25 protein-coding genes and 1 tRNA gene are annotated in these 17,138 nt (G+C 39.5%); 25 read left to right on the top strand and 1 reads right to left on the bottom strand.

What is annotated here, in order from left to right; all coding sequences use genetic code 11:
- The 10 genes from pnuC to FEFB_RS06710 all read left to right on the top strand — a co-directional run.
- On the top strand, positions 1–417 hold a 417-nt coding region (pnuC, locus tag FEFB_RS06745), incomplete at its 5' end, for a nicotinamide riboside transporter PnuC (RefSeq protein ID WP_047975485.1).
- A complete protein-coding gene (locus FEFB_RS08780) occupies positions 417–587 on the top strand; it encodes a hypothetical protein (RefSeq protein WP_235271971.1) in 171 nt (56 codons plus the stop codon). The genes pnuC and FEFB_RS08780, both read left to right, overlap by 1 nt.
- A gap of 3 nt (positions 588–590) precedes the next feature.
- On the top strand, positions 591–986 hold the full coding sequence (locus tag FEFB_RS06740; RefSeq protein ID WP_152666248.1) for a RusA family crossover junction endodeoxyribonuclease: 396 nt from the start codon (positions 591–593) through the stop codon (positions 984–986).
- On the top strand, positions 983–1,303 hold the full coding sequence (locus FEFB_RS06735) for a hypothetical protein (RefSeq protein WP_047975480.1): 321 nt from the start codon (positions 983–985) through the stop codon (positions 1,301–1,303). The genes FEFB_RS06740 and FEFB_RS06735 overlap by 4 nt, the downstream gene beginning before the upstream one ends.
- A 2-nt stretch (positions 1,304–1,305) precedes the next feature.
- Positions 1,306–1,731 carry a DUF722 domain-containing protein gene (locus tag FEFB_RS06730; RefSeq protein ID WP_047975479.1) on the top strand — a complete coding sequence of 142 codons (426 nt, stop codon included), beginning with the start codon at positions 1,306–1,308 and terminating at the stop codon, positions 1,729–1,731.
- A gap of 138 nt (positions 1,732–1,869) precedes the next feature.
- A tRNA-Leu gene (locus FEFB_RS06725) sits at positions 1,870–1,945 on the top strand.
- A gap of 181 nt (positions 1,946–2,126) precedes the next feature.
- Positions 2,127–2,657, top strand: coding sequence for an HdeD family acid-resistance protein (locus tag FEFB_RS06720; RefSeq protein ID WP_047975478.1), 531 nt, complete (start codon positions 2,127–2,129; stop codon positions 2,655–2,657).
- Between the two features lie 75 nt (positions 2,658–2,732).
- Entirely contained in the window at positions 2,733–2,882 is a 150-nt protein-coding gene (locus FEFB_RS08775) for a hypothetical protein (RefSeq protein ID WP_161795104.1), read from the top strand.
- A gap of 67 nt (positions 2,883–2,949) precedes the next feature.
- A complete protein-coding gene (locus FEFB_RS06715; RefSeq protein WP_047975477.1) occupies positions 2,950–3,474 on the top strand; it encodes a hypothetical protein in 525 nt (174 codons plus the stop codon).
- Positions 3,475–3,618: 144 nt separating this feature from the next.
- On the top strand, positions 3,619–3,798 hold the full coding sequence (locus FEFB_RS06710; protein ID WP_047975476.1) for a hypothetical protein: 180 nt from the start codon (positions 3,619–3,621) through the stop codon (positions 3,796–3,798).
- A gap of 80 nt (positions 3,799–3,878) precedes the next feature.
- Here FEFB_RS06710 and FEFB_RS06705 read toward each other — a convergent pair whose 3' ends face one another.
- Complete coding sequence (locus tag FEFB_RS06705) at positions 3,879–4,448, bottom strand: hypothetical protein (protein WP_047975475.1); 570 nt, start codon at positions 4,446–4,448, stop codon at positions 3,879–3,881.
- Between the two features lie 125 nt (positions 4,449–4,573).
- Between FEFB_RS06705 and FEFB_RS06700 the strand changes: the two genes are divergently transcribed.
- From FEFB_RS06700 to FEFB_RS06630, 15 genes are all read left to right on the top strand, one after another.
- Positions 4,574–5,074, top strand: a complete 501-nt coding sequence (locus FEFB_RS06700) for a terminase small subunit (RefSeq protein ID WP_047975474.1) — start codon at positions 4,574–4,576, stop codon at positions 5,072–5,074.
- Complete coding sequence (locus tag FEFB_RS06695) at positions 5,071–6,306, top strand: PBSX family phage terminase large subunit (RefSeq protein ID WP_047975473.1); 1,236 nt, start codon at positions 5,071–5,073, stop codon at positions 6,304–6,306. The genes FEFB_RS06700 and FEFB_RS06695 overlap by 4 nt, the downstream gene beginning before the upstream one ends.
- Positions 6,306–7,811 (top strand): phage portal protein, encoded by a 1,506-nt coding sequence (locus tag FEFB_RS06690; protein ID WP_047975472.1) that lies wholly within the window; start codon positions 6,306–6,308, stop codon positions 7,809–7,811. Before FEFB_RS06695 ends, FEFB_RS06690 begins: the two co-directional genes overlap by 1 nt.
- Positions 7,792–8,706 (top strand): minor capsid protein, encoded by a 915-nt coding sequence (locus FEFB_RS06685; RefSeq protein WP_047975471.1) that lies wholly within the window; start codon positions 7,792–7,794, stop codon positions 8,704–8,706. Before FEFB_RS06690 ends, FEFB_RS06685 begins: the two co-directional genes overlap by 20 nt.
- 163 nt (positions 8,707–8,869) lie before the next feature.
- Positions 8,870–9,421, top strand: a complete 552-nt coding sequence (locus FEFB_RS06680) for a DUF4355 domain-containing protein (RefSeq protein ID WP_053068972.1) — start codon at positions 8,870–8,872, stop codon at positions 9,419–9,421.
- Positions 9,422–9,434: 13 nt separating this feature from the next.
- Positions 9,435–10,436 (top strand): phage major capsid protein, encoded by a 1,002-nt coding sequence (locus FEFB_RS06675; RefSeq protein ID WP_053068971.1) that lies wholly within the window; start codon positions 9,435–9,437, stop codon positions 10,434–10,436.
- Between the two features lie 10 nt (positions 10,437–10,446).
- Complete coding sequence (locus FEFB_RS06670) at positions 10,447–10,776, top strand: phage head-tail connector protein (RefSeq protein WP_047975470.1); 330 nt, start codon at positions 10,447–10,449, stop codon at positions 10,774–10,776.
- A gap of 4 nt (positions 10,777–10,780) precedes the next feature.
- Entirely contained in the window at positions 10,781–11,053 is a 273-nt protein-coding gene (locus tag FEFB_RS08770; protein ID WP_047975469.1) for a hypothetical protein, read from the top strand.
- Positions 11,040–11,423, top strand: a complete 384-nt coding sequence (locus tag FEFB_RS06660) for an HK97-gp10 family putative phage morphogenesis protein (protein WP_047975468.1) — start codon at positions 11,040–11,042, stop codon at positions 11,421–11,423. Before FEFB_RS08770 ends, FEFB_RS06660 begins: the two co-directional genes overlap by 14 nt.
- Entirely contained in the window at positions 11,420–11,800 is a 381-nt protein-coding gene (locus FEFB_RS06655; RefSeq protein ID WP_047975467.1) for a DUF3168 domain-containing protein, read from the top strand. Before FEFB_RS06660 ends, FEFB_RS06655 begins: the two co-directional genes overlap by 4 nt.
- 15 nt (positions 11,801–11,815) lie before the next feature.
- Positions 11,816–12,382 (top strand): phage major tail protein, TP901-1 family, encoded by a 567-nt coding sequence (locus tag FEFB_RS06650; RefSeq protein ID WP_047975466.1) that lies wholly within the window; start codon positions 11,816–11,818, stop codon positions 12,380–12,382.
- A 66-nt stretch (positions 12,383–12,448) separates the two neighbouring features.
- Positions 12,449–12,856, top strand: coding sequence for a tail assembly chaperone (locus tag FEFB_RS06645; RefSeq protein WP_047975465.1), 408 nt, complete (start codon positions 12,449–12,451; stop codon positions 12,854–12,856).
- A gap of 35 nt (positions 12,857–12,891) precedes the next feature.
- Positions 12,892–13,206: a hypothetical protein gene (locus tag FEFB_RS06640; RefSeq protein ID WP_152666247.1), complete on the top strand. Its 315-nt coding sequence runs from the start codon at positions 12,892–12,894 to the stop codon at positions 13,204–13,206.
- Positions 13,206–16,619, top strand: coding sequence for a tape measure protein (locus FEFB_RS08310; RefSeq protein WP_053068970.1), 3,414 nt, complete (start codon positions 13,206–13,208; stop codon positions 16,617–16,619). Before FEFB_RS06640 ends, FEFB_RS08310 begins: the two co-directional genes overlap by 1 nt.
- Positions 16,616–17,138 (top strand): hypothetical protein (locus FEFB_RS06630; protein ID WP_047975463.1); only part of this gene is annotated, 523 nt, incomplete at its 3' end. The genes FEFB_RS08310 and FEFB_RS06630, both read left to right, overlap by 4 nt.

Raw genomic sequence — 17,138 nt, 5'->3', positions numbered from 1 at the left:
AATCAGTTAGTGTTCGTGTCCTTGATTGATATTCCACTGATTGTGACGTGGAAGAGTTGGGGGCACCGTATCAAGAACGGTGTGAAGCATTTGAGCATTAACAACTGGTTGTCAACATTGGCGCTGATGGTCATTATCTGGCTACCACTCATTATCGTTTACACATGGTTAGGCGACACAAACCCAGTATGGGACTCATTGACGTTGGTAATCGGTGCGTTTGCATCAATCTATGTATTTCTAGGATATGGTGACAGCTACACATTGTGGTTGATGGCTGACGTTGTCAATATTGCGCTTTGGTTTACTGCTTTGTCTGCTGGATATTCCGCAAGTTCGTTGCCAATGTTGTTGACAATGGCATTCTATCTGATGACAGCATTGTATGGACGTTTCGTATCAGTTTGGAGTAAATGATGGACAAATATAAAGACAAAAACGGCAATCAATACTATGTGTATGAATACAACTCAATTCTTGGCGTTTGGCGCATTGAGAAGATTGGCGAACAAGGATTTAAAGAGACCGACAAGCACGGGGCTGACAGCTTCATCTACGAACATCAGCTAACGGCAGTGGAGGAATAATTATTGAGAGACTGCATTGTTGAATTCGATTTAAATGTGCTCAAACAATTCACTCTCAATAAATACATTCAGGCTGAACGTAAGAATCGTTACATTGGCTCTAAGATGAAGAAGCAGGCAACAAATTACTGCCAGCTAGTAGTACAGCAGGCCATGGTAGACGGTGTGCGATTCGAGTGGCCATGTATGCTTGAGTTGCGTTGGTATGTGCCAGATAAACGAACTGATTCAGACAATTGGGCGTTTATCAAGAAATTCATTCTTGATGGTATGCAGAAGGCAAATGTACGGGGTGAAGTGTTCTTGCCAAACGATAGCTTGAAATATGTGACGGGATTTCATGAGTCATTTGAAGTGGATAAGGAACGGCCACGGGTAGAAATTAAGGTGAAACGATGAAAAAAATATACTTCCGAAAAGAAGGTGAAGAGAGTATTCATGATGCTGAATTGCTAACTTATAGCGTTAAAAAAATAAGAATCGATTCTTATGGTAAGGTATTAAGTTTTACAGTTGTTCCGAATAATAAATATATTTTAAATAAGTTTAAAAACACACTGTTTGAAGAAAATGTATTTGAAATTTGGATTATCTATGATGACAAGGCAAGCGACAGTTACTCAAAAGGGCAATTGATAATGATTGAAGAAATCAGTGATGATTTGTACTCATTCGATGTATTGTTATACCGTAAATTAGTTTCTAGGGGGGAATAAATTTGAAATACACAGTTGATCAGCTATTTACTGATTATTTCTCAGGGACAATCAAGAAACAGATTTCTTGGCGACGGTTCGAATTAAGATTTGATAATCCGGTTAGAGATGAGAATATTGGTGGCGGTAAAAAGCAAAATGAAATCAATCGGGCCCTTGATAATCAGATTATCAGGGAAGAGTCAGACCCTGAAATTGTGCGTTTGACTATTCGCTATGAATCGGTTAAACAGTTCATGATGACTTTAGACCCACAACTGGTCACAATGTTGGAATATCATTACGACGAGCAAAAAAATTATGTATGGCCGAAGATTGCAAAGATGATGTATAAGTCTAAGAGCCAGTGTATTCGTGATGTGCAGCATGCTAAAGAGAAATATTACAATTCTCATTGGGCACGTCCTGTGGAAAACTTGACCCTCTAAAAACATGCGACTATCATGCGACTTTTTGCCTTAAAAATGGTGTTATATTTGTAGTATAGAAATTTTGCAAAAGAATTTCTGCGGGGTGCGGAAACACCCACGCTCCTTTAAATAGTCAGCCTGGAATGGTTGGCAGATGGTTCTGTAGCTCAACTGGTAGAGCACATCAGCAATTATGCTGATGCTGTTGTTGGTTCGACTCCAGCCAGAACCATAGCTCGCCGAGACCCAAGCAATTGGTAGCGAGTAGTAGTCATCTCCTGGCGGAAGGTGGCTGCGGTACATAATGACTGTTGCAAATCATGCAATGGTCATTTTTGATATTAAATAGCAATGATTTATTATTTGATATATAATAATTGTGAATAAAAATTATTGTTTAGGAGATATTTGAAATGGATGCTTTTACATCAAGAGTTCGACGCACAATTGGGATTGATGGCTTGATTTCTACAATCATGGGCGCGTTTATTACTGTGTGGCCTGAAAAGAGTGCCAGTTTTGTAGCGGGTATGATTGGATTTGCTTTTTTGGCAATTGGGGTGTCGAAGTTACTAGTTTCTCTTCGTGATACTGACCAAGGAAAGTCGAACCGTATCATCGGTATTATCATGTCAATTCTTTACATGGTAGCTGGTCTGTTTATCTTCCTTGATATCGAAACGGCGACCTTATCACTTCTTGTTGTAGTAGGAATATTAACTGGTTTGACATGGGCTATTGAAGGTATTGTTCAAATGACAATCATCAATCGCTGGGGAAGTAATCGAGTATGGACATTCATTTCTGCCTTAATCAGTTTGCTGGCCGGAGTAACGTTGGTGTTTAGTCCATTATTTGGTGGGCTGTTCTTGTGGGAATTCTTCGGAATTATGCTACTGGTAGTTGGTATCGTTAAGTTGGTACATGTTGCTATCGTTCGTTAATAAGTAAAGTTGAATAATAAATAATAAACCACTAGTTAGTTCATTCTAACGGTGGTTTTTATTTTGGAGTTAATTATGAAAAATAAAATTATGAATCATGTAGGTCGAACGTTTGAGTGGTTGTGTGTAGGTGCGTTATACATGACAGCAGTAGGTTTATTTACTGGAGCAATCGGTATTATTACGCCCGGGATTAAAATTGCTTGGTTTAGGGCAAATTTTTGACGATTACAGTTAAAGTTGTGCTAATACATGATATATTATTTTCTAAACAAACGTTTAGGAGATGGTTATGGAAACTATTTTGCAAGTAGTTGGTGGGTTTGTATTACTGTTGATTATCTATGGAATTATTAAATTGCCGGATATGGTTGCTGATAAATTAAAAGATACAAGGCAACTTTCAAACAATAAACAGCTTCAAATTGATAATTACTTTAGACAATCAAGTGGCAAGAGTATGCAAGACGTTTTGTCTGATTGGGTAAAAATCATAAATGATGTCGATAATTCAGTTCTTGAAAGGCCTAATGATTTGCAAAAGTTATTAAATAGGACTTTAGTATACTCATCAGCGAAAACAATTAAGTTACTCGGTATGTTTTTGCAACACACATATAAAAATGGAGAAAAAAAGATTGATGATTATAGTCAACTTGTATATGTTGCAATGATTGTTAGTTGTTTAAAGTTTGATTTTTCAGGCGAAATTTTGGATCCATTAGATTTGTTAAAAGTTAAATATCATGATTATCTTGATAATGAAGAAGAATTTAAACAGCATTTAAACAACATTGAAAGCGAATTATTAGGATAGGGAAGAAAATGAATGGAATTATTACACAATATTTATTAGCTGTATTGATTGTATCGATACCTATTTTTATTGGATTTTATTTTGTTTATAAGTGGCTCAAAAAGTAAAGACCTTAAAAGGTCTTTTTTATTTGGAGGTAAATCCATGTATGAAGACAGTGAAACAAGAATGAAGCGACATAAAGAACAGGCAACGGCTGTCAATAAACAGTTCGCTACTGTGACGGATGAGCAACCAGAGAAACACGACTATCGACACGCTAACATGCGGGCAGGATTTCGATACGGTGCGATTAATTACCATAAGCATATGAGGTGGTTATAATGGATGATTTTACTTTTTTATTAGTTGTGTTTGTATTACCATTTTCCTGCGGAGTGTTTGGATTTATTGCCGGGCACGACTTATCTAAAAATGAGCGCCATAAGTGAAATTAAAACTGCTATAAAAGGCATGATGATGTTGTTTATATTTTCTGCAATGATTCTTTCATTACTTTTTTCGTTTCTGGGATCTAGCGCAGATAATAAATATGGTTTGATTAATTCTTTTACAATAACAAATAATTCAAAAATAGTTAGAGATAGAAAAAGTGAATATAGCATAATTTGCCATGTATAAAACTTGATTTTCATAAAATGCACATCATTTAATGCAGAACTTATACAAAGAACAGTGAATGTACATAATACCATTGGGGCAAATCCAAGTATTGATTGGGGATTATACAATATGTCAGATTTTTTCACGAATACGTTGATTGATAACAATTCTAGTGAGATAAAAAAGAATACAATTGACAGAGATATTTGATCTGAAGTTAATGATGTTGATAGTAAAAATACTCTTAAATAATTTCTATTAAGAAATTTAAAGCAGAATGCAGTAACAATACTATTCATCATAAGAAAAACGTAAAATTCGTTTATTGATCTAAAAATTTTTATTTTTTCTACTTTTATATATTTTTCCATAATTAACACCTTTAAGTGATGGTTTATAAAATTATATCAAACCTTAACAGTTCTTTTTATTTTAGACAGCCTAAGCTGTCTTTTTTAGTACATAAATTTAAGGAGAAAGGAGGAGTGACGATGACATGAAATTGACTGTAAAGCAAAAAAAATTTGCTGATGAATATGTAAAGTCTGGAAATGCTACTCAGTCCGCTATTAAAGCGGGTTACAGCGAGAAAACGGCGGCTGTAATTGGTAATGAAAACCTAATAAAACCTAATATAAAAGCATATATCGAACAGCGCATGTCTGAAATGGAAGCTAAGCGCATTATGAGCGCCACAGAGGCTGTTCAATTGCTGACTAGTATAGCTAGAGGTGAAGTTAAGGAAACTGTTATTGTGGCTACTCCTGTTGGTGTCGAGACTACTGAGAAAGAGGCTGATTTAAAGACTCGTATAACGGCGACTAAAGAGATACTTAAGCGCTATCCCGGTTCTGATAAATTGGCAGAGCAACAGCTACGAAAAGCGATTGCTGAAGCAGATATTTTGGAGGCCAAGGCAAAGGAGTTGCAAGGTGGCGGTGATAATCAAGATGACATGTTGCGAGGCATTGCAGACAGTCTAGGAGGTGTTGAATGAAGTTGACAACGAAGCAACACCAAGTGATAGCTGATGTTAACCGAACTTTAGGCGATTTAAAATTGCTTATCTTGTACGGAGCTAAGCGAAGTGGCAAGACGTTCTTAGATAATCTGCTGTTTATCATGCTGGTGGCCAATGCCAAGAAGAATGCTGATGAAGTTGGCGTGGCTAATCCACAGTACATTCTGGCTGGTTACACTATGGCCAACATTCAACGAAACATCATTGCTGAACTGCAGAACATGGGCATCAGTATTCAAATGAACAAATATAACGAGTTCGAACTAATGGGTGTTCACATCGTGCAGACTTCAACTGGTTCAATCTCGGGTATTGGTCGTATTCGTGGTATGACAGCATTTGGTGCTTACATTAACGAAGCGAGCCTTTGCAATAAGGTCGTGTTCGATGAAATTCGTTCCCGTTGTTCTGGTAAGGGTGCTGTTGTTATCTGTGATACCAACCCAGATAACCCCGAACATTGGCTGTTGAAAGATTACATTGAGAAATCTGGCCACGATGGTATTCAGGCATATCACTTCGAGTTTGACGATAACGAGATGTTGGACGAAGGATATAAGCAGAATTACAAAGCGACTGTCCCGCCTGGCATGTTTTATGACCGTTATATCAAAGGTTTGTGGGTAAGCGGTGAAGGTGCTGTCTATCCTGAATTTAACAAAGACACCATGACTGTTACTCGTGATAAGGCGTTTGACCAGAGTTACGAGAGGTTTATGGTTGGTGTCGATTGGGGATTTAATCACCCGACAGCATTTGCTGTTATTGGCTTTAGAGACGGTAAATACACGCTGATGGAAGAGCATGTAGACAGTAAGAAGTCAATTGACCACTGGATCAACGTGGCTAAAGATATTCAAGACCGCTATGGCGATATTATCTTCTACTGTGACACGGCTAACCCAGAGCATATCTATGACCTGAAGCAGAATGGAATCAGGGCGCTTAAGGCCAATAAGAATGTAGCTAACGGTATTGAAGCGGTGGCTGACAAGATTCACAACAATCAGTTCAACGTTGTCTATGATGACTGTCCAACATTCAGGAGTGAAATATACCGCTATGTGTGGGGCAAGAACGGCGATGTGGTGAAAGAGAATGACCATTTGATGGACGCTATCCGCTATGTGATTTACAACGACAAGCTAGCCATGGAACAGAACACAATGGACATTGCTGACTTGGCCAAGCTGAAAGGATATATGTAATGGCAGTAGTTAATAATTTCGAGAGAGATATTAAGTCGATCATGAACGGTGAATCATTCCCGTTCGATACGGCAAGCAATATCAATTATCTAGTCGATTCACTGGACGACTTAACTAATAATAACTATCTGATGCTTGGTAAGATTATCAAGCATTTTTTAGACAACCAAATTCCACGACTGCAAGTGTTGGACGAATACTCTAAGGGGCTTAATTCAACAATTTATAGTCGGCCTAAGAAAAAGGAAGAAAACAAGGCTGATTATCGTAGAGCGCACAACTTCGGCAAGATTATTGCCCAGTTCGTGGCTGGCTACACAACGTCAGTCCCTGTTAAGTACACCGTTGGTGATGACAGCGAGCAGAAATTAATCGATGCGTTCAATCAATACAACGATGTGCCTACGCTTGATAACGAACTGATGTATGACGTGGCTAAGTATGGACGAGCATATGAATTGCAATATCGTGATGAAAACTCGAACAACAACGTTAAGCTGTCTAATGTATTCGAGACGTTCGTGATTTACGACAATACGATTGAACGTAATCCGTTGGCGGCCGTTCGAATGGTAGAAATTGATACGCTGGATAATAACCAGACACAGTACAGTGTCAACTTGTATACAGATAACGAGATTGTCACATTTGCTAACATTACGCAGGCTGTTGGTGCGCTGAAAGCAACAGACAGCACTCCTCACTTCTACAACCAAGTGCCAATCGTTGAATATTCTAGCAATCGTTACCGCACAGGTTGGTATGAGGACGTAATCAGTCTGATTGATGCCTATGATGCTGTTAATTCCGACACTTCCAACTACATGACTGATGTGGTTAATTCGTTACTGGTCATTAGTGGCGACTTCCAAGCTCCTAAGGGGAAAGACGGTGTAAGCCAGCTCATCAACAACATTAAGCAGTATGGTGTGTTGGCATTGCAGTCAGGAACTGACCGAGAAGGTAACAGCACCAGTATTGATGCCAAATACATTAATCCAGAATTTAATTCCACGGCTAGTGAGAATTATCAGCAACGGCTGTTCAAGGATATCTTCATGATGTCCAATGTGCCTAATCTGGCTGATGAATCATTTGGTGGCAATGCGAGTGGTGTCGCAATGAGATATAAGATTTTTGGCTTTGAGCAGGCGATTGCCCAGACGATGAACTCATTCAAGCGGTCACTTGGTCGGCGGTATGAATTGTTAGGCACACTAACTTCTAACTTGAAGGGTGGATTGTCTAACTATACGCCAGTCAATGTCACGTTTACACCAAATTTGCCATACGCCGTAAGCGAAGAGGTGCAAATGCTGACAAATGCTGGTATTCCGCTGTCACGCAAGACAATGTATGATCAGACTCACTTCACAGATGCTACTACCGAAGAGAATAATCTAGCTACTGAGCATGAAGAAGAGCTAGACCAGTCAGAGCCAATGAATAATGTCAAGTTCGACTCTGACAAAGGAGATGAAGTAGATGGTGGACAAGCAGAGTAAATCATATTGGGTACAACGTGAGTTAGACCATGCTGATGACATCAAGAATTCCTCTGGTGAACAGCTTAAAGTTCTGAACAAGCTATATGACCAGGCGCTTAATGATATTACTGACGATATTAACCGCAACTTCATTCGATACGCCAAAGGCCAAGGAATGACGATGGACGAAGCGATGAAGTTGGCTGATAAGGCTGACGTGACTCGATTCGTTGATAAAGTGAAGCAATATGTTGCTGATAAGGACTTCTCTGACAATGCTAATGACGATTTGAAACTGTATAATCTTAAGATTCGTGTTAGTCGGCTTAAGTTGTTGCAACTTGAAATGGCGCTTGAAATTGATAAATTAAACGGTCGAATTACAAGTAGTACAGAAGACTACTTAACGCAACAAGCTATTGATGAATACAAACGTCAGTCAATGATATTAGGACAAAGTGTTTCCTACACAACTGCATCTGCATCTCAACTAGTTAATACGGCCTATTCGCTCGCTGGTGAAGGTTCTTACACGTTTAGTACAAACATCTGGAAGAACACAGAACAGCTTAAAAATAAGCTAAATGAGACGTTGAATAAGGTTATTTTGCAGGGCAAGAATCCTAACCAATTCAACAAGGAATTTCGTGATGTGTTCAGTGTCCAACCTTCACAATCAGGAAGATTGTTGATAACAGAAACGGCCAGAGTCCAAGGTGATGTTCAACGTGATTCTTACAAGCAGTCAGGTATTGATAGGTACGAAATTGTGTATGAACGAAGAGCCTGTCAGACGTGTATTAGCATAGCGAAATCTGGCCCGTATAAACTATCAGAAGCAGAAGTTGGGACGAATATGTATCCGTTCCACCCAAATTGTATGTGTTCAATTATGCCAGTATTAGATGATTAATAACGTGACCTGAACAAGTCCTTAAACTGTTCAAATAACAATTATCGTGTACGGACTAGTATTTGATAGCAATAAGAATTTAAAGACGTGTATGGGTCTCAATGAGTCGTGTATGGGTCTTTTTATTTTGCCATCAATTAGGTGTGTGCGGGAGGAGTAAGTAATGGAAAACAAAGATTCACAAACCGAAGTTGTAGAAGATCAGAACGAAGACAAACAAGCTGAAATCAAGAAAGACGGCATTAGCTTTGAGTCTCAATCTGAACTCGATAGCTTTATGGACAAGAAAGTTGCCAAGGCGATTGAAACTGCCCGCAGTAAGTGGGAAGAAGAAGCAAAGGAACGTGAAGACAAGGCTAAGAAGTTAGCCCGCATGACAGAAGCTGACCGAATTAAGGCAGAACAAGCTGACCGTGACAAGGAATTGTCGAAGCGTGAGCAAGAATTGAAGCGACTCGAATATTCAATTCAAGCCAAGTCTACATTGGCTGAATCGGGATTGCCTAATGAAGATGAATTGGTGTCGTTGATTCTAAGTGATGATGTAGAGACAACGAACAATAACATCAACTATCTCAAGAAGGTGATTGCTGATTCTGTCAACAAGCGAGTTGATGAGCTGTCAAAGCAAAAGACACCTAACGCTTCATCTACCAAGCTAAGTGGTGCTGTTTCAATTTCAGAATTGGCACAAAAAAACCGTGTAATTAAGTAAAGGAGACTAAAACATGGTACAACAATTTAACCCAAACAACGTGATGACCACTCAATCTGTTCCATCAGATGTGGCAACAAATATTATTGACCGAATCATGGGTCAATCAGCTATCTTGCAAGTCGCAAAGAATGTGGAAATGCAAGGCCAAAAGACTAAGAAATTCTCATTCATGACTGGAGTAGGTGGCGCCTACTGGACTGGTGAAACACAACGAATTGCTACTTCAAAGCCTACTTTCTTGCAAGCCAAGTTGGAAGCTAAGAAGTTGGCCGTTATTATTCCTGTGTCTAAGGAATTCTTGAACTACTCATACTCTAACTTCTTCTCAGAAGTAACGCCACTCATTGTGGAACAAATGGACAAGGCAATTGACTTGGCTGTTATCAAGGGAATTAACACTCCTTATGCTGATTCATTGACTAACGCTGCCAAGACCAACGGTTCAGTATTGTCTGGTGACATCAACTACGACAACATCTTGGCCTTGGAAAACAAGCTATATGACAAGGGATTGCAAGGTAACGCATTCTTGTCAACGTTGACGAACAACCCAGCATTGCGTACTTCCATCCAAAAGGATGCAGGATTGTACCCTGACAAGTTGTATGATTCAGCAGCCAAGACGTTGGACGGTATGCCTGTTGTTGACACTCAACAAGGTGTATTGAACAAGGGCGACTTGGTATTTGGTAACTTCGATTACTTGTACTACGGCTTGCCAGGTAACTTGGAAGTTGAAATGGACAAGTCAGCTCAGTTGTCAACGTTGACGAACGAAGATGGAACGCCTATCAACTTGTACGAACAGGACATGGTCGCTATGAAGGTGACAATGGACGTTGCCGTATTGCCAGTACGTCAGGATGCATTTGCAATGTTGAACGTAACAACTGGTGATGATGTTCTTGGTGCCGTTCCTGGTGATGGAACAGACAGTAATGACAATAACGCCAAGGCGAACACTAAGGCAAAGCCAGCTACAGATGCTAAGCCAGCTACTGAATCAAAGTAAGGAGGTCTAAATGACAGATAAGCCAAGTGTCCTTGATACGGTCAAGACATTGGCTGGCATTAAGGACGATTTACAAGATGATGTGATCAAGACGTTAGAAGTAATGACTCGTGACCAACTGGCCATGATGGTAGATGAGCAGGTTGTGCCAAACCAACTAGAGCCTATTGTCAAGAATGTAGTGCTTGCTCGATTTAATCGACTTGGAAACGAAGGCTATTCATCTTACTCACAAGACGGAGAGTCTATTAGCTATCCAAGCAGTGATTTCGATGAGTACGCCTCAACAATCTCTCGTTATATGGCCGAACAGAATCGTGGAAAGATTATCATGTGGTGATTATATGCGGTATAACAAGCGATTACAGTTCGTTGACGACAAGTTAGTCAATCAACAGGAAGTATACCCAGTCAACGTGACGAGTATGGGCGTTAAAGCCCAGAATCTAGTGTTTGGCTCGTTCAAGCAGGGACGAATTGCGGTTCGATTCCAAAACAAGGTGAACGTGCGTTCAGGGTACATGGTGATTGATGGCGATAATTTCAAAATTGAGAACAGTACCAATACTGACCGTGCTTCAACCATTTACGGGGTGGAATATCGTGGCAGACTTTGAAGTAAAATTTGATGGTTTTGATGATTTGATTAAGCGAATTGATGAAGTTGGCAAGATGAAAGAAGCCAAAGAAGCTGTCAAAGAGTCAACAGTCAATGTTGCAAGAAAGAGCCAAGAACTTGTTCCTGTTGGATATGGCCAGCGCTACTCGGTTAAAACGAAAAAGCCTAAGGGATATGTAGGTGGAACATTAAAGCGTAGCCAAAAGGTAACAATTACTGACTACACTGGAATGATTTCATTTAACACTGATTATGCGGCTTATCAGGAATACGGAACACGTTATCAAACGGCTCGTAAGTATCTTGGTACGCCATTCATCAAAGAAAGAAATAGCTTTATTTCAAAGCTAAAGAGGTTGGCGAAATGAGCAACCCATACAACGAAATATTTCAGACAGTTATTGAGCTGTCAAAAAAACAAGGGTATGACACTTTCGACTATTTACCAGACGAGAGCCAGTCATATCCTTTTGTTTTTGTCGGCAATCAGCAAAACACAGATATTCCAACTAAAGGGCGGACATTGGGAACAACGCACATTCAAGTTGATGTGTATGCGGAGTTCAACCACCGTTCTGAAGTGCTAGAAATCATGGATGATTTGCAAGCAACAGTTATCAATTATCAACATACAGATAATTTCAAGTATCAAGTGACCAACACTAACCAGCAAATGATTGCTGATCAATCAACGGACATTCCGTTGTGGCATGGGGTGCTGGAACTTGACATTCAATACTTATAAGAAGGAGATACAAGAATGAATACACCACTTAAGGGTAAGGACAAGGTCTTAATGTTCCGCTTGTTCCAGGACAAGGACAAGGCGAATGCAACACGATTGGCCTTGCAAACGACTCATTCAATTAAGAACAGTCGTAAGAACGATTCTACATCGACTAAGGACGGCAACATCGTCTCTGTCGGTGCCTTGGAAACGAGTATCGACATTGAGGCCATTGCTTCTGATGATTTGACCAACCAAGTGTTGGCATATGCGCAGAAGAAGGGCTTGGCAGTCGAAGTATGGGAGATTGACTTCTCGCAAGCACCACAAAATGGTAAGTATGTGGCTCAATACGGCGTTGGTTACTTGTCTGATTGGGAAGTTCCAGCAGAAGTTGACAGCAATACCACAATCAAGACAACTTTGACAATTTCTGGTGAATTGGTAAAGGGTCTGGCAACAGTATCAGCCGTTGATGTGGCTACTGTTAAGAACTTCTTCCGTGACACGGTTAAGAATCCAACAGAAGTTGCCCCAATTGATGAAGCTCCTGATTATGGTTCTTCATCAAATTCATCAACTACTACACCTACTAAGTAAATTAACTAAATGTCGCCAATAAATGCACAGTACCTTATGGGGCGGCCGCTATGAAAGGAAATTATTATGTCACAAACAACTATCACTATTAACGGAAATCAATACGATTTGAAAGTAACGTTCAAGTTCTTGTCCGCATTTGGAATCGTTAAGAATGATTTCGAAAACAACATCGAAACAATGGGGAACATTGTGATGGGTATTGTCGGTGGTGATCCATACGCTTTGGTTAAGGCGTTGTCTGCCATGTCTGGCAAAGATGAAGAAACAGTTCAATCTGATATTGAAAACGCTGATGATTTAGACCAAGCTTTTGAATCAGTCGAAAATTTATTAGTAACAAGTCCGTTGACGAAGACGACAGTATCCAAGATTATCAAGCCAATCAAGGACACGTTCGACAACATGGACAAGAAGATGGAAGAAGCAATGGCAGACAAGAGCCTGCCAGCAAGCTCAAATACTCCAGCTTAATTCGCAGGGCTTTCTATGTGTGGCCTACTGCCACCATGGAACAAGTTGAAATGATGACCATGGAAGAGCTTCGCTTACGAGAGCAAGCACATGATTTGCGTTCTATTGATGAACATGAGTTGCTGACTAATTTTGCTTTTGAAAATCGAACAGTACAGGGTGCTGACAAAGATGGTAATTACGTTGTTAAGAACCCTTCTCAAATTGTTGATTTCAGAAAAATTCGTAAGAAGATTACTGGCGAAATTGAGAAAGACGAGGCCAAGGTTAATCAATTAAAAGAGCTTTCTGATCGTGCTAAAAGGGCACGAGAAGAAGCGATAAGAGAATTAAAGAAAGGAGGTAATTAATGGCAGATAGCTATTCAATCAACGCTACATTTAGTTTGAAGGACATGTTCTCAGCTCCATTGGACAAGATTAAGCGGAACATGCAAGAGACTGCTGAACAACCTAAGAAGTTGACGGCAAGCTTGATGGATATTGCTAAAGGTGCTGGTGCTTTTGCTGTCATTAGCAAGGGATTAGACGTTGTTAAAGACAGTGTATCGAGTGCTGTTGGACGGTTCGATACATTGAATGCCTATCCAAAAGTGATGAAGCAGATGGGCTATTCAACTGATGATACTAAGGAATCAGTCAAGCTTTTGAAGAAAGGCATTGATGGCCTGCCAACGTCGCTACAAGACATTACGAAAAATGCCCAGAGCTTTGCGATATTAACTGGTTCAGCGAAAGCTGGTGCTAAAACCGCCAATGCATTGAACGATGCGTTCTTGGCATCTGGAGCGAGTGCGGCTGATGCTAGTCGAGGCGTGCAACAGTATAGTCAAATGTTAGCGGCTGGTAAGGTTGATATGCAGTCATGGCGAACGTTGACTGAAACAATGCCATATGCGTTGAATGAAGTGGCCAAGGCGTTTGGATTTACTGGTAAATCTGCTCAGAAAGACCTATATAATGCTTTGGAGTCTGGCAAGATAACTACTGACCAATTGAATCAGAAATTCATTGAATTAGATGGTGGTGTCAATGGCTTTGCTAATACTGCCCGCACTGCTACTGGTGGAATTGGAACATCGTTTACCAACATGCGAAACGCTGTTGTCAACGGTCTGGCTAATACAATTACAGCTATTGATAATGGTATTAAGTCTGCTGGTATAAAGGGCGGTATTGCAGAATTATTTAATGATGCAAAGAATATCATTAATGATGGATTTCAAAAAATTAACGGTGTTGTTGAGACATACATTCCCCAAATTATATCTGTAACTTCTGGCCTATTTAAATTTATTGATGACAATAAAGATTGGATGCTACCGTTGACAGCAGGTATTGCATCAGCTACTGCAGCTTACAAAGCATACATTATTGCAGCTAATTTAGTAGCGTTAACAGGCAATATATCAAAGGAATTGTCAATTATTGCATTCGCATTTAGCAACGTTAGAAAGGAAGCTGGAACTGCTAAAGCAGCGATGGTTGCTTTCAATGTAGCTACTGGAGGTAACTTAATCGGCGCAGGAATACTTGCTCTACAGGCAATTATTGTTGCTCTTACACTGTTTTTTACAAAAACAGAAACAGGTCGAAAAGCATGGGAAAAATTAAGTGAAACCGTTTCAAAAGTGACTGGAAAAATTGCTTCTGAAATGGAAAAAATTGCTTCAGCAGTTGCACCTATCTTTTCTAAAATGGCTAGTGTAACTACATCTGCTTTTTCAGCAATTGATTCATTTGCTAAAAAATCATTCGACTCTGTTAAAAATTCAATTTCAAAAACGTTGTCTAATGCTGGTACATCAATGGGAACAGTGATGGATTCAATGAAGAATTCAGCCCAGTCAAGCGGTTTTTCAATTGCTAACAGTTTCGAACAAATGAAGAATAATGTAGGTAATGCATTTGATTCGATTAGACAATCAAGTTCAGGAGTTTTTGAAAAAATTGGTGAAGCGATCGGAAAAGTTGTTATTTATCTAACTCCAGCTATTGAATCGTTGACAAACTTCTTATCGACTGCTCAAGGATTTCGAGCTGTTGCTTCTATTTTTGTAGGAATTGCCACATCATTGATGGGAATATCATTGCCAATTTCGATTGTTATCGGCCTGCTTTCAAAGCTTGGAATTGCATTTGCTCAAACTGGTAACTTTTCTCAAGCCGTTGATATTGTGTCGAACGATATGGTGTCAATGGTTGATAATGCGACTATCTACATCAGTAAGTTCAGTGACATTATCGTTAATGTTATTAATTCAATTGCTGACTACATTTCAGGACACATTGATCAGATAACTGATGTAATGGTAAATATTATTACTAAGATGGCGGATGTTATTTCTAACAATCTTCCTATCTTAATTACTAAATTTACTGATGTTATTACTAAATTAATTACTAGCTTGTCCGAAAAGATACCGGATGTAGTCAACGCTATTGTTCCAATGATTCCTAAGATAGTTGATGCAATTTCGCAATCGATTCCGCAATTATTGATGGCTGGTGTTCAGATTATCTTAAGTATATTAAACGGGATTGTCAGTGCTCTTCCACAGATTATCAATGCTATTATTCCAGCTATTAATTCGCTAGTACAGGCGTTTACTCAAATGTTACCGCAATTGATTGAAGTAGGCATGAAAATTATCATCACTTTGATTGAAGGACTTGTTGTAGCAATACCTCTCTTGTTGCAAGCATTAGTTCCACTGATTATGCAGATTACGCAAGCATTAATCCAGAATTTGCCAATCATCATTCAGGCAATTGTTCAAATTATTATTGCGGTGTCGATGGCATTAATTCAGAATCTACCAACGATTATTCAAGCTATCGTTCAAATTGCTATAGCGCTAGTTAACGCAATTGTTCAAATACTTCCGTTACTTATTCAAGCGGTTATTCAAATAGTTATTGCTTTAGCTGGAGCAATAATTCAGAATTTGCCAACAATATTGATGGCAATTGTTCAAATTGGTATTGCGATTGTTCAAGGTGTGCTACAAATAGCTGGCGCATTGGTAGTAGCAGCAGTTCAGTTGGTGTGGGCTCTAATTAAAGGGCTGTTGTCTATGATTGGTGCATTAGGTGGAGCAGTTGCTAACCTAGTGATGTCTATCATTAACGGCATTGGATCATTCGTTGGCAACATTTTTAACGCAGGAGTTAATCTTATTAAGAGCTTCATCAACGGATTAATTAGCTTGATTGGAAATGTTGGACGAGCTGGCAAGGACATATTAGATAACATCGTTAAGGCTATTAAAAACCCTCATCTATTAATTGACGCTGGTAAAGCAATTATTGATGGATTTGTTGACGGATTGAAGTCTGCATGGGAAGCAGGTATGAAATTCATTGGCGGAATTGGTAAGTGGATTAAGGAACACAAAGGTCCAATTAGTTATGATGCTCGCCTGTTGATTCCAGCAGGTAATGCCATCATGGACGGTCTTAATCAAGGTCTCCAAGAATCGTACAAAGATGTTCAATCCAATGTATCTGGCATGGCTGATGACTTGGAGAGTAACTTCAGTGGGCAATTGAACGCTAACGCAACGCAGACAAGCCGTAATGTTAGCCAGATTGAAGTGACGGCTAACAATTCAACTAACGGACTTTTGCGAGAGGTGGTTAATGCAATTCGTGAAGGTCAAATCATCACGATTAACGGCAATCAAATGATTGGTGCAACAGCTAGTGGATATGATGGTGCGTTGGGTGACATTATGACGGATAGGAGGCGAAATCAACTATGATTGATATTGTAGAGAAGATACAATTTGGTCAGTTTGATTCTAAAAATGAAGGATTCTATCTGGTCGAGCGAGATGCTCCTACCCCTGCAGAGAAGACAGTTACCGAGAATTTGAGTTATGCCAATGGTATTCTTGATTTTTCCAACATTACTGGAGAGCGGTTTTATGACCAGCGTACGATTACCTATCAATTTACGATGCCAAACGTGTCTTATTCTGAACGGAAATTAGTTGAAAACAAGGTAAAGCGACTGATTATGGCACCGTTTGACCAGCGTTTGTATGATAGCCACGACAAGGGCTATTACTGGGTTGGAAAGGCTAAGAGCGTTAAGGTTGATGATGACCAAGCTAACAACAAGTTAGTCTTGAGTATCGAATTTGATTTATACCCGTTCGCAATCAAGAACAACAGTAGCATTGACAACTATGATGACTGGGACACGTTTGATTTTGATAACGATTTCATTCAGCCATTCTCGTACCAGATTGACGGAAAGCGTGACCTTGATTTAATGA

The organism is Fructobacillus sp. EFB-N1, assembly GCF_001038455.1.
GTDB classification, from domain to species: domain Bacteria; phylum Bacillota; class Bacilli; order Lactobacillales; family Lactobacillaceae; genus Fructobacillus; species Fructobacillus cardui.
This window is presented reverse-complemented; position numbering and strand designations above follow the sequence as displayed.

Coding starts and splice junctions, on each gene's coding strand:
- FEFB_RS08780 (WP_235271971.1), top strand. CDS start 417: ATGGACAAATATAAAGACAAAAACGGCAATCAATACTATGTGTATGAA.
- FEFB_RS06735 (WP_047975480.1), top strand. CDS start 983: ATGAAAAAAATATACTTCCGAAAAGAAGGTGAAGAGAGTATTCATGAT.
- FEFB_RS06720 (WP_047975478.1), top strand. CDS start 2,127: ATGGATGCTTTTACATCAAGAGTTCGACGCACAATTGGGATTGATGGC.
- FEFB_RS08775 (WP_161795104.1), top strand. CDS start 2,733: ATGAAAAATAAAATTATGAATCATGTAGGTCGAACGTTTGAGTGGTTG.
- FEFB_RS06715 (WP_047975477.1), top strand. CDS start 2,950: ATGGAAACTATTTTGCAAGTAGTTGGTGGGTTTGTATTACTGTTGATT.
- FEFB_RS06710 (WP_047975476.1), top strand. CDS start 3,619: ATGTATGAAGACAGTGAAACAAGAATGAAGCGACATAAAGAACAGGCA.
- FEFB_RS06705 (WP_047975475.1), bottom strand. CDS start 4,448: ATGGAAAAATATATAAAAGTAGAAAAAATAAAAATTTTTAGATCAATA.
- FEFB_RS06700 (WP_047975474.1), top strand. CDS start 4,574: ATGAAATTGACTGTAAAGCAAAAAAAATTTGCTGATGAATATGTAAAG.
- FEFB_RS06695 (WP_047975473.1), top strand. CDS start 5,071: ATGAAGTTGACAACGAAGCAACACCAAGTGATAGCTGATGTTAACCGA.
- FEFB_RS06690 (WP_047975472.1), top strand. CDS start 6,306: ATGGCAGTAGTTAATAATTTCGAGAGAGATATTAAGTCGATCATGAAC.
- FEFB_RS06685 (WP_047975471.1), top strand. CDS start 7,792: ATGGTGGACAAGCAGAGTAAATCATATTGGGTACAACGTGAGTTAGAC.
- FEFB_RS06680 (WP_053068972.1), top strand. CDS start 8,870: ATGGAAAACAAAGATTCACAAACCGAAGTTGTAGAAGATCAGAACGAA.
- FEFB_RS06675 (WP_053068971.1), top strand. CDS start 9,435: ATGGTACAACAATTTAACCCAAACAACGTGATGACCACTCAATCTGTT.
- FEFB_RS06670 (WP_047975470.1), top strand. CDS start 10,447: ATGACAGATAAGCCAAGTGTCCTTGATACGGTCAAGACATTGGCTGGC.
- FEFB_RS08770 (WP_047975469.1), top strand. CDS start 10,781: ATGCGGTATAACAAGCGATTACAGTTCGTTGACGACAAGTTAGTCAAT.
- FEFB_RS06655 (WP_047975467.1), top strand. CDS start 11,420: ATGAGCAACCCATACAACGAAATATTTCAGACAGTTATTGAGCTGTCA.
- FEFB_RS06650 (WP_047975466.1), top strand. CDS start 11,816: ATGAATACACCACTTAAGGGTAAGGACAAGGTCTTAATGTTCCGCTTG.
- FEFB_RS06645 (WP_047975465.1), top strand. CDS start 12,449: ATGTCACAAACAACTATCACTATTAACGGAAATCAATACGATTTGAAA.
- FEFB_RS06640 (WP_152666247.1), top strand. CDS start 12,892: ATGGAACAAGTTGAAATGATGACCATGGAAGAGCTTCGCTTACGAGAG.
- FEFB_RS08310 (WP_053068970.1), top strand. CDS start 13,206: ATGGCAGATAGCTATTCAATCAACGCTACATTTAGTTTGAAGGACATG.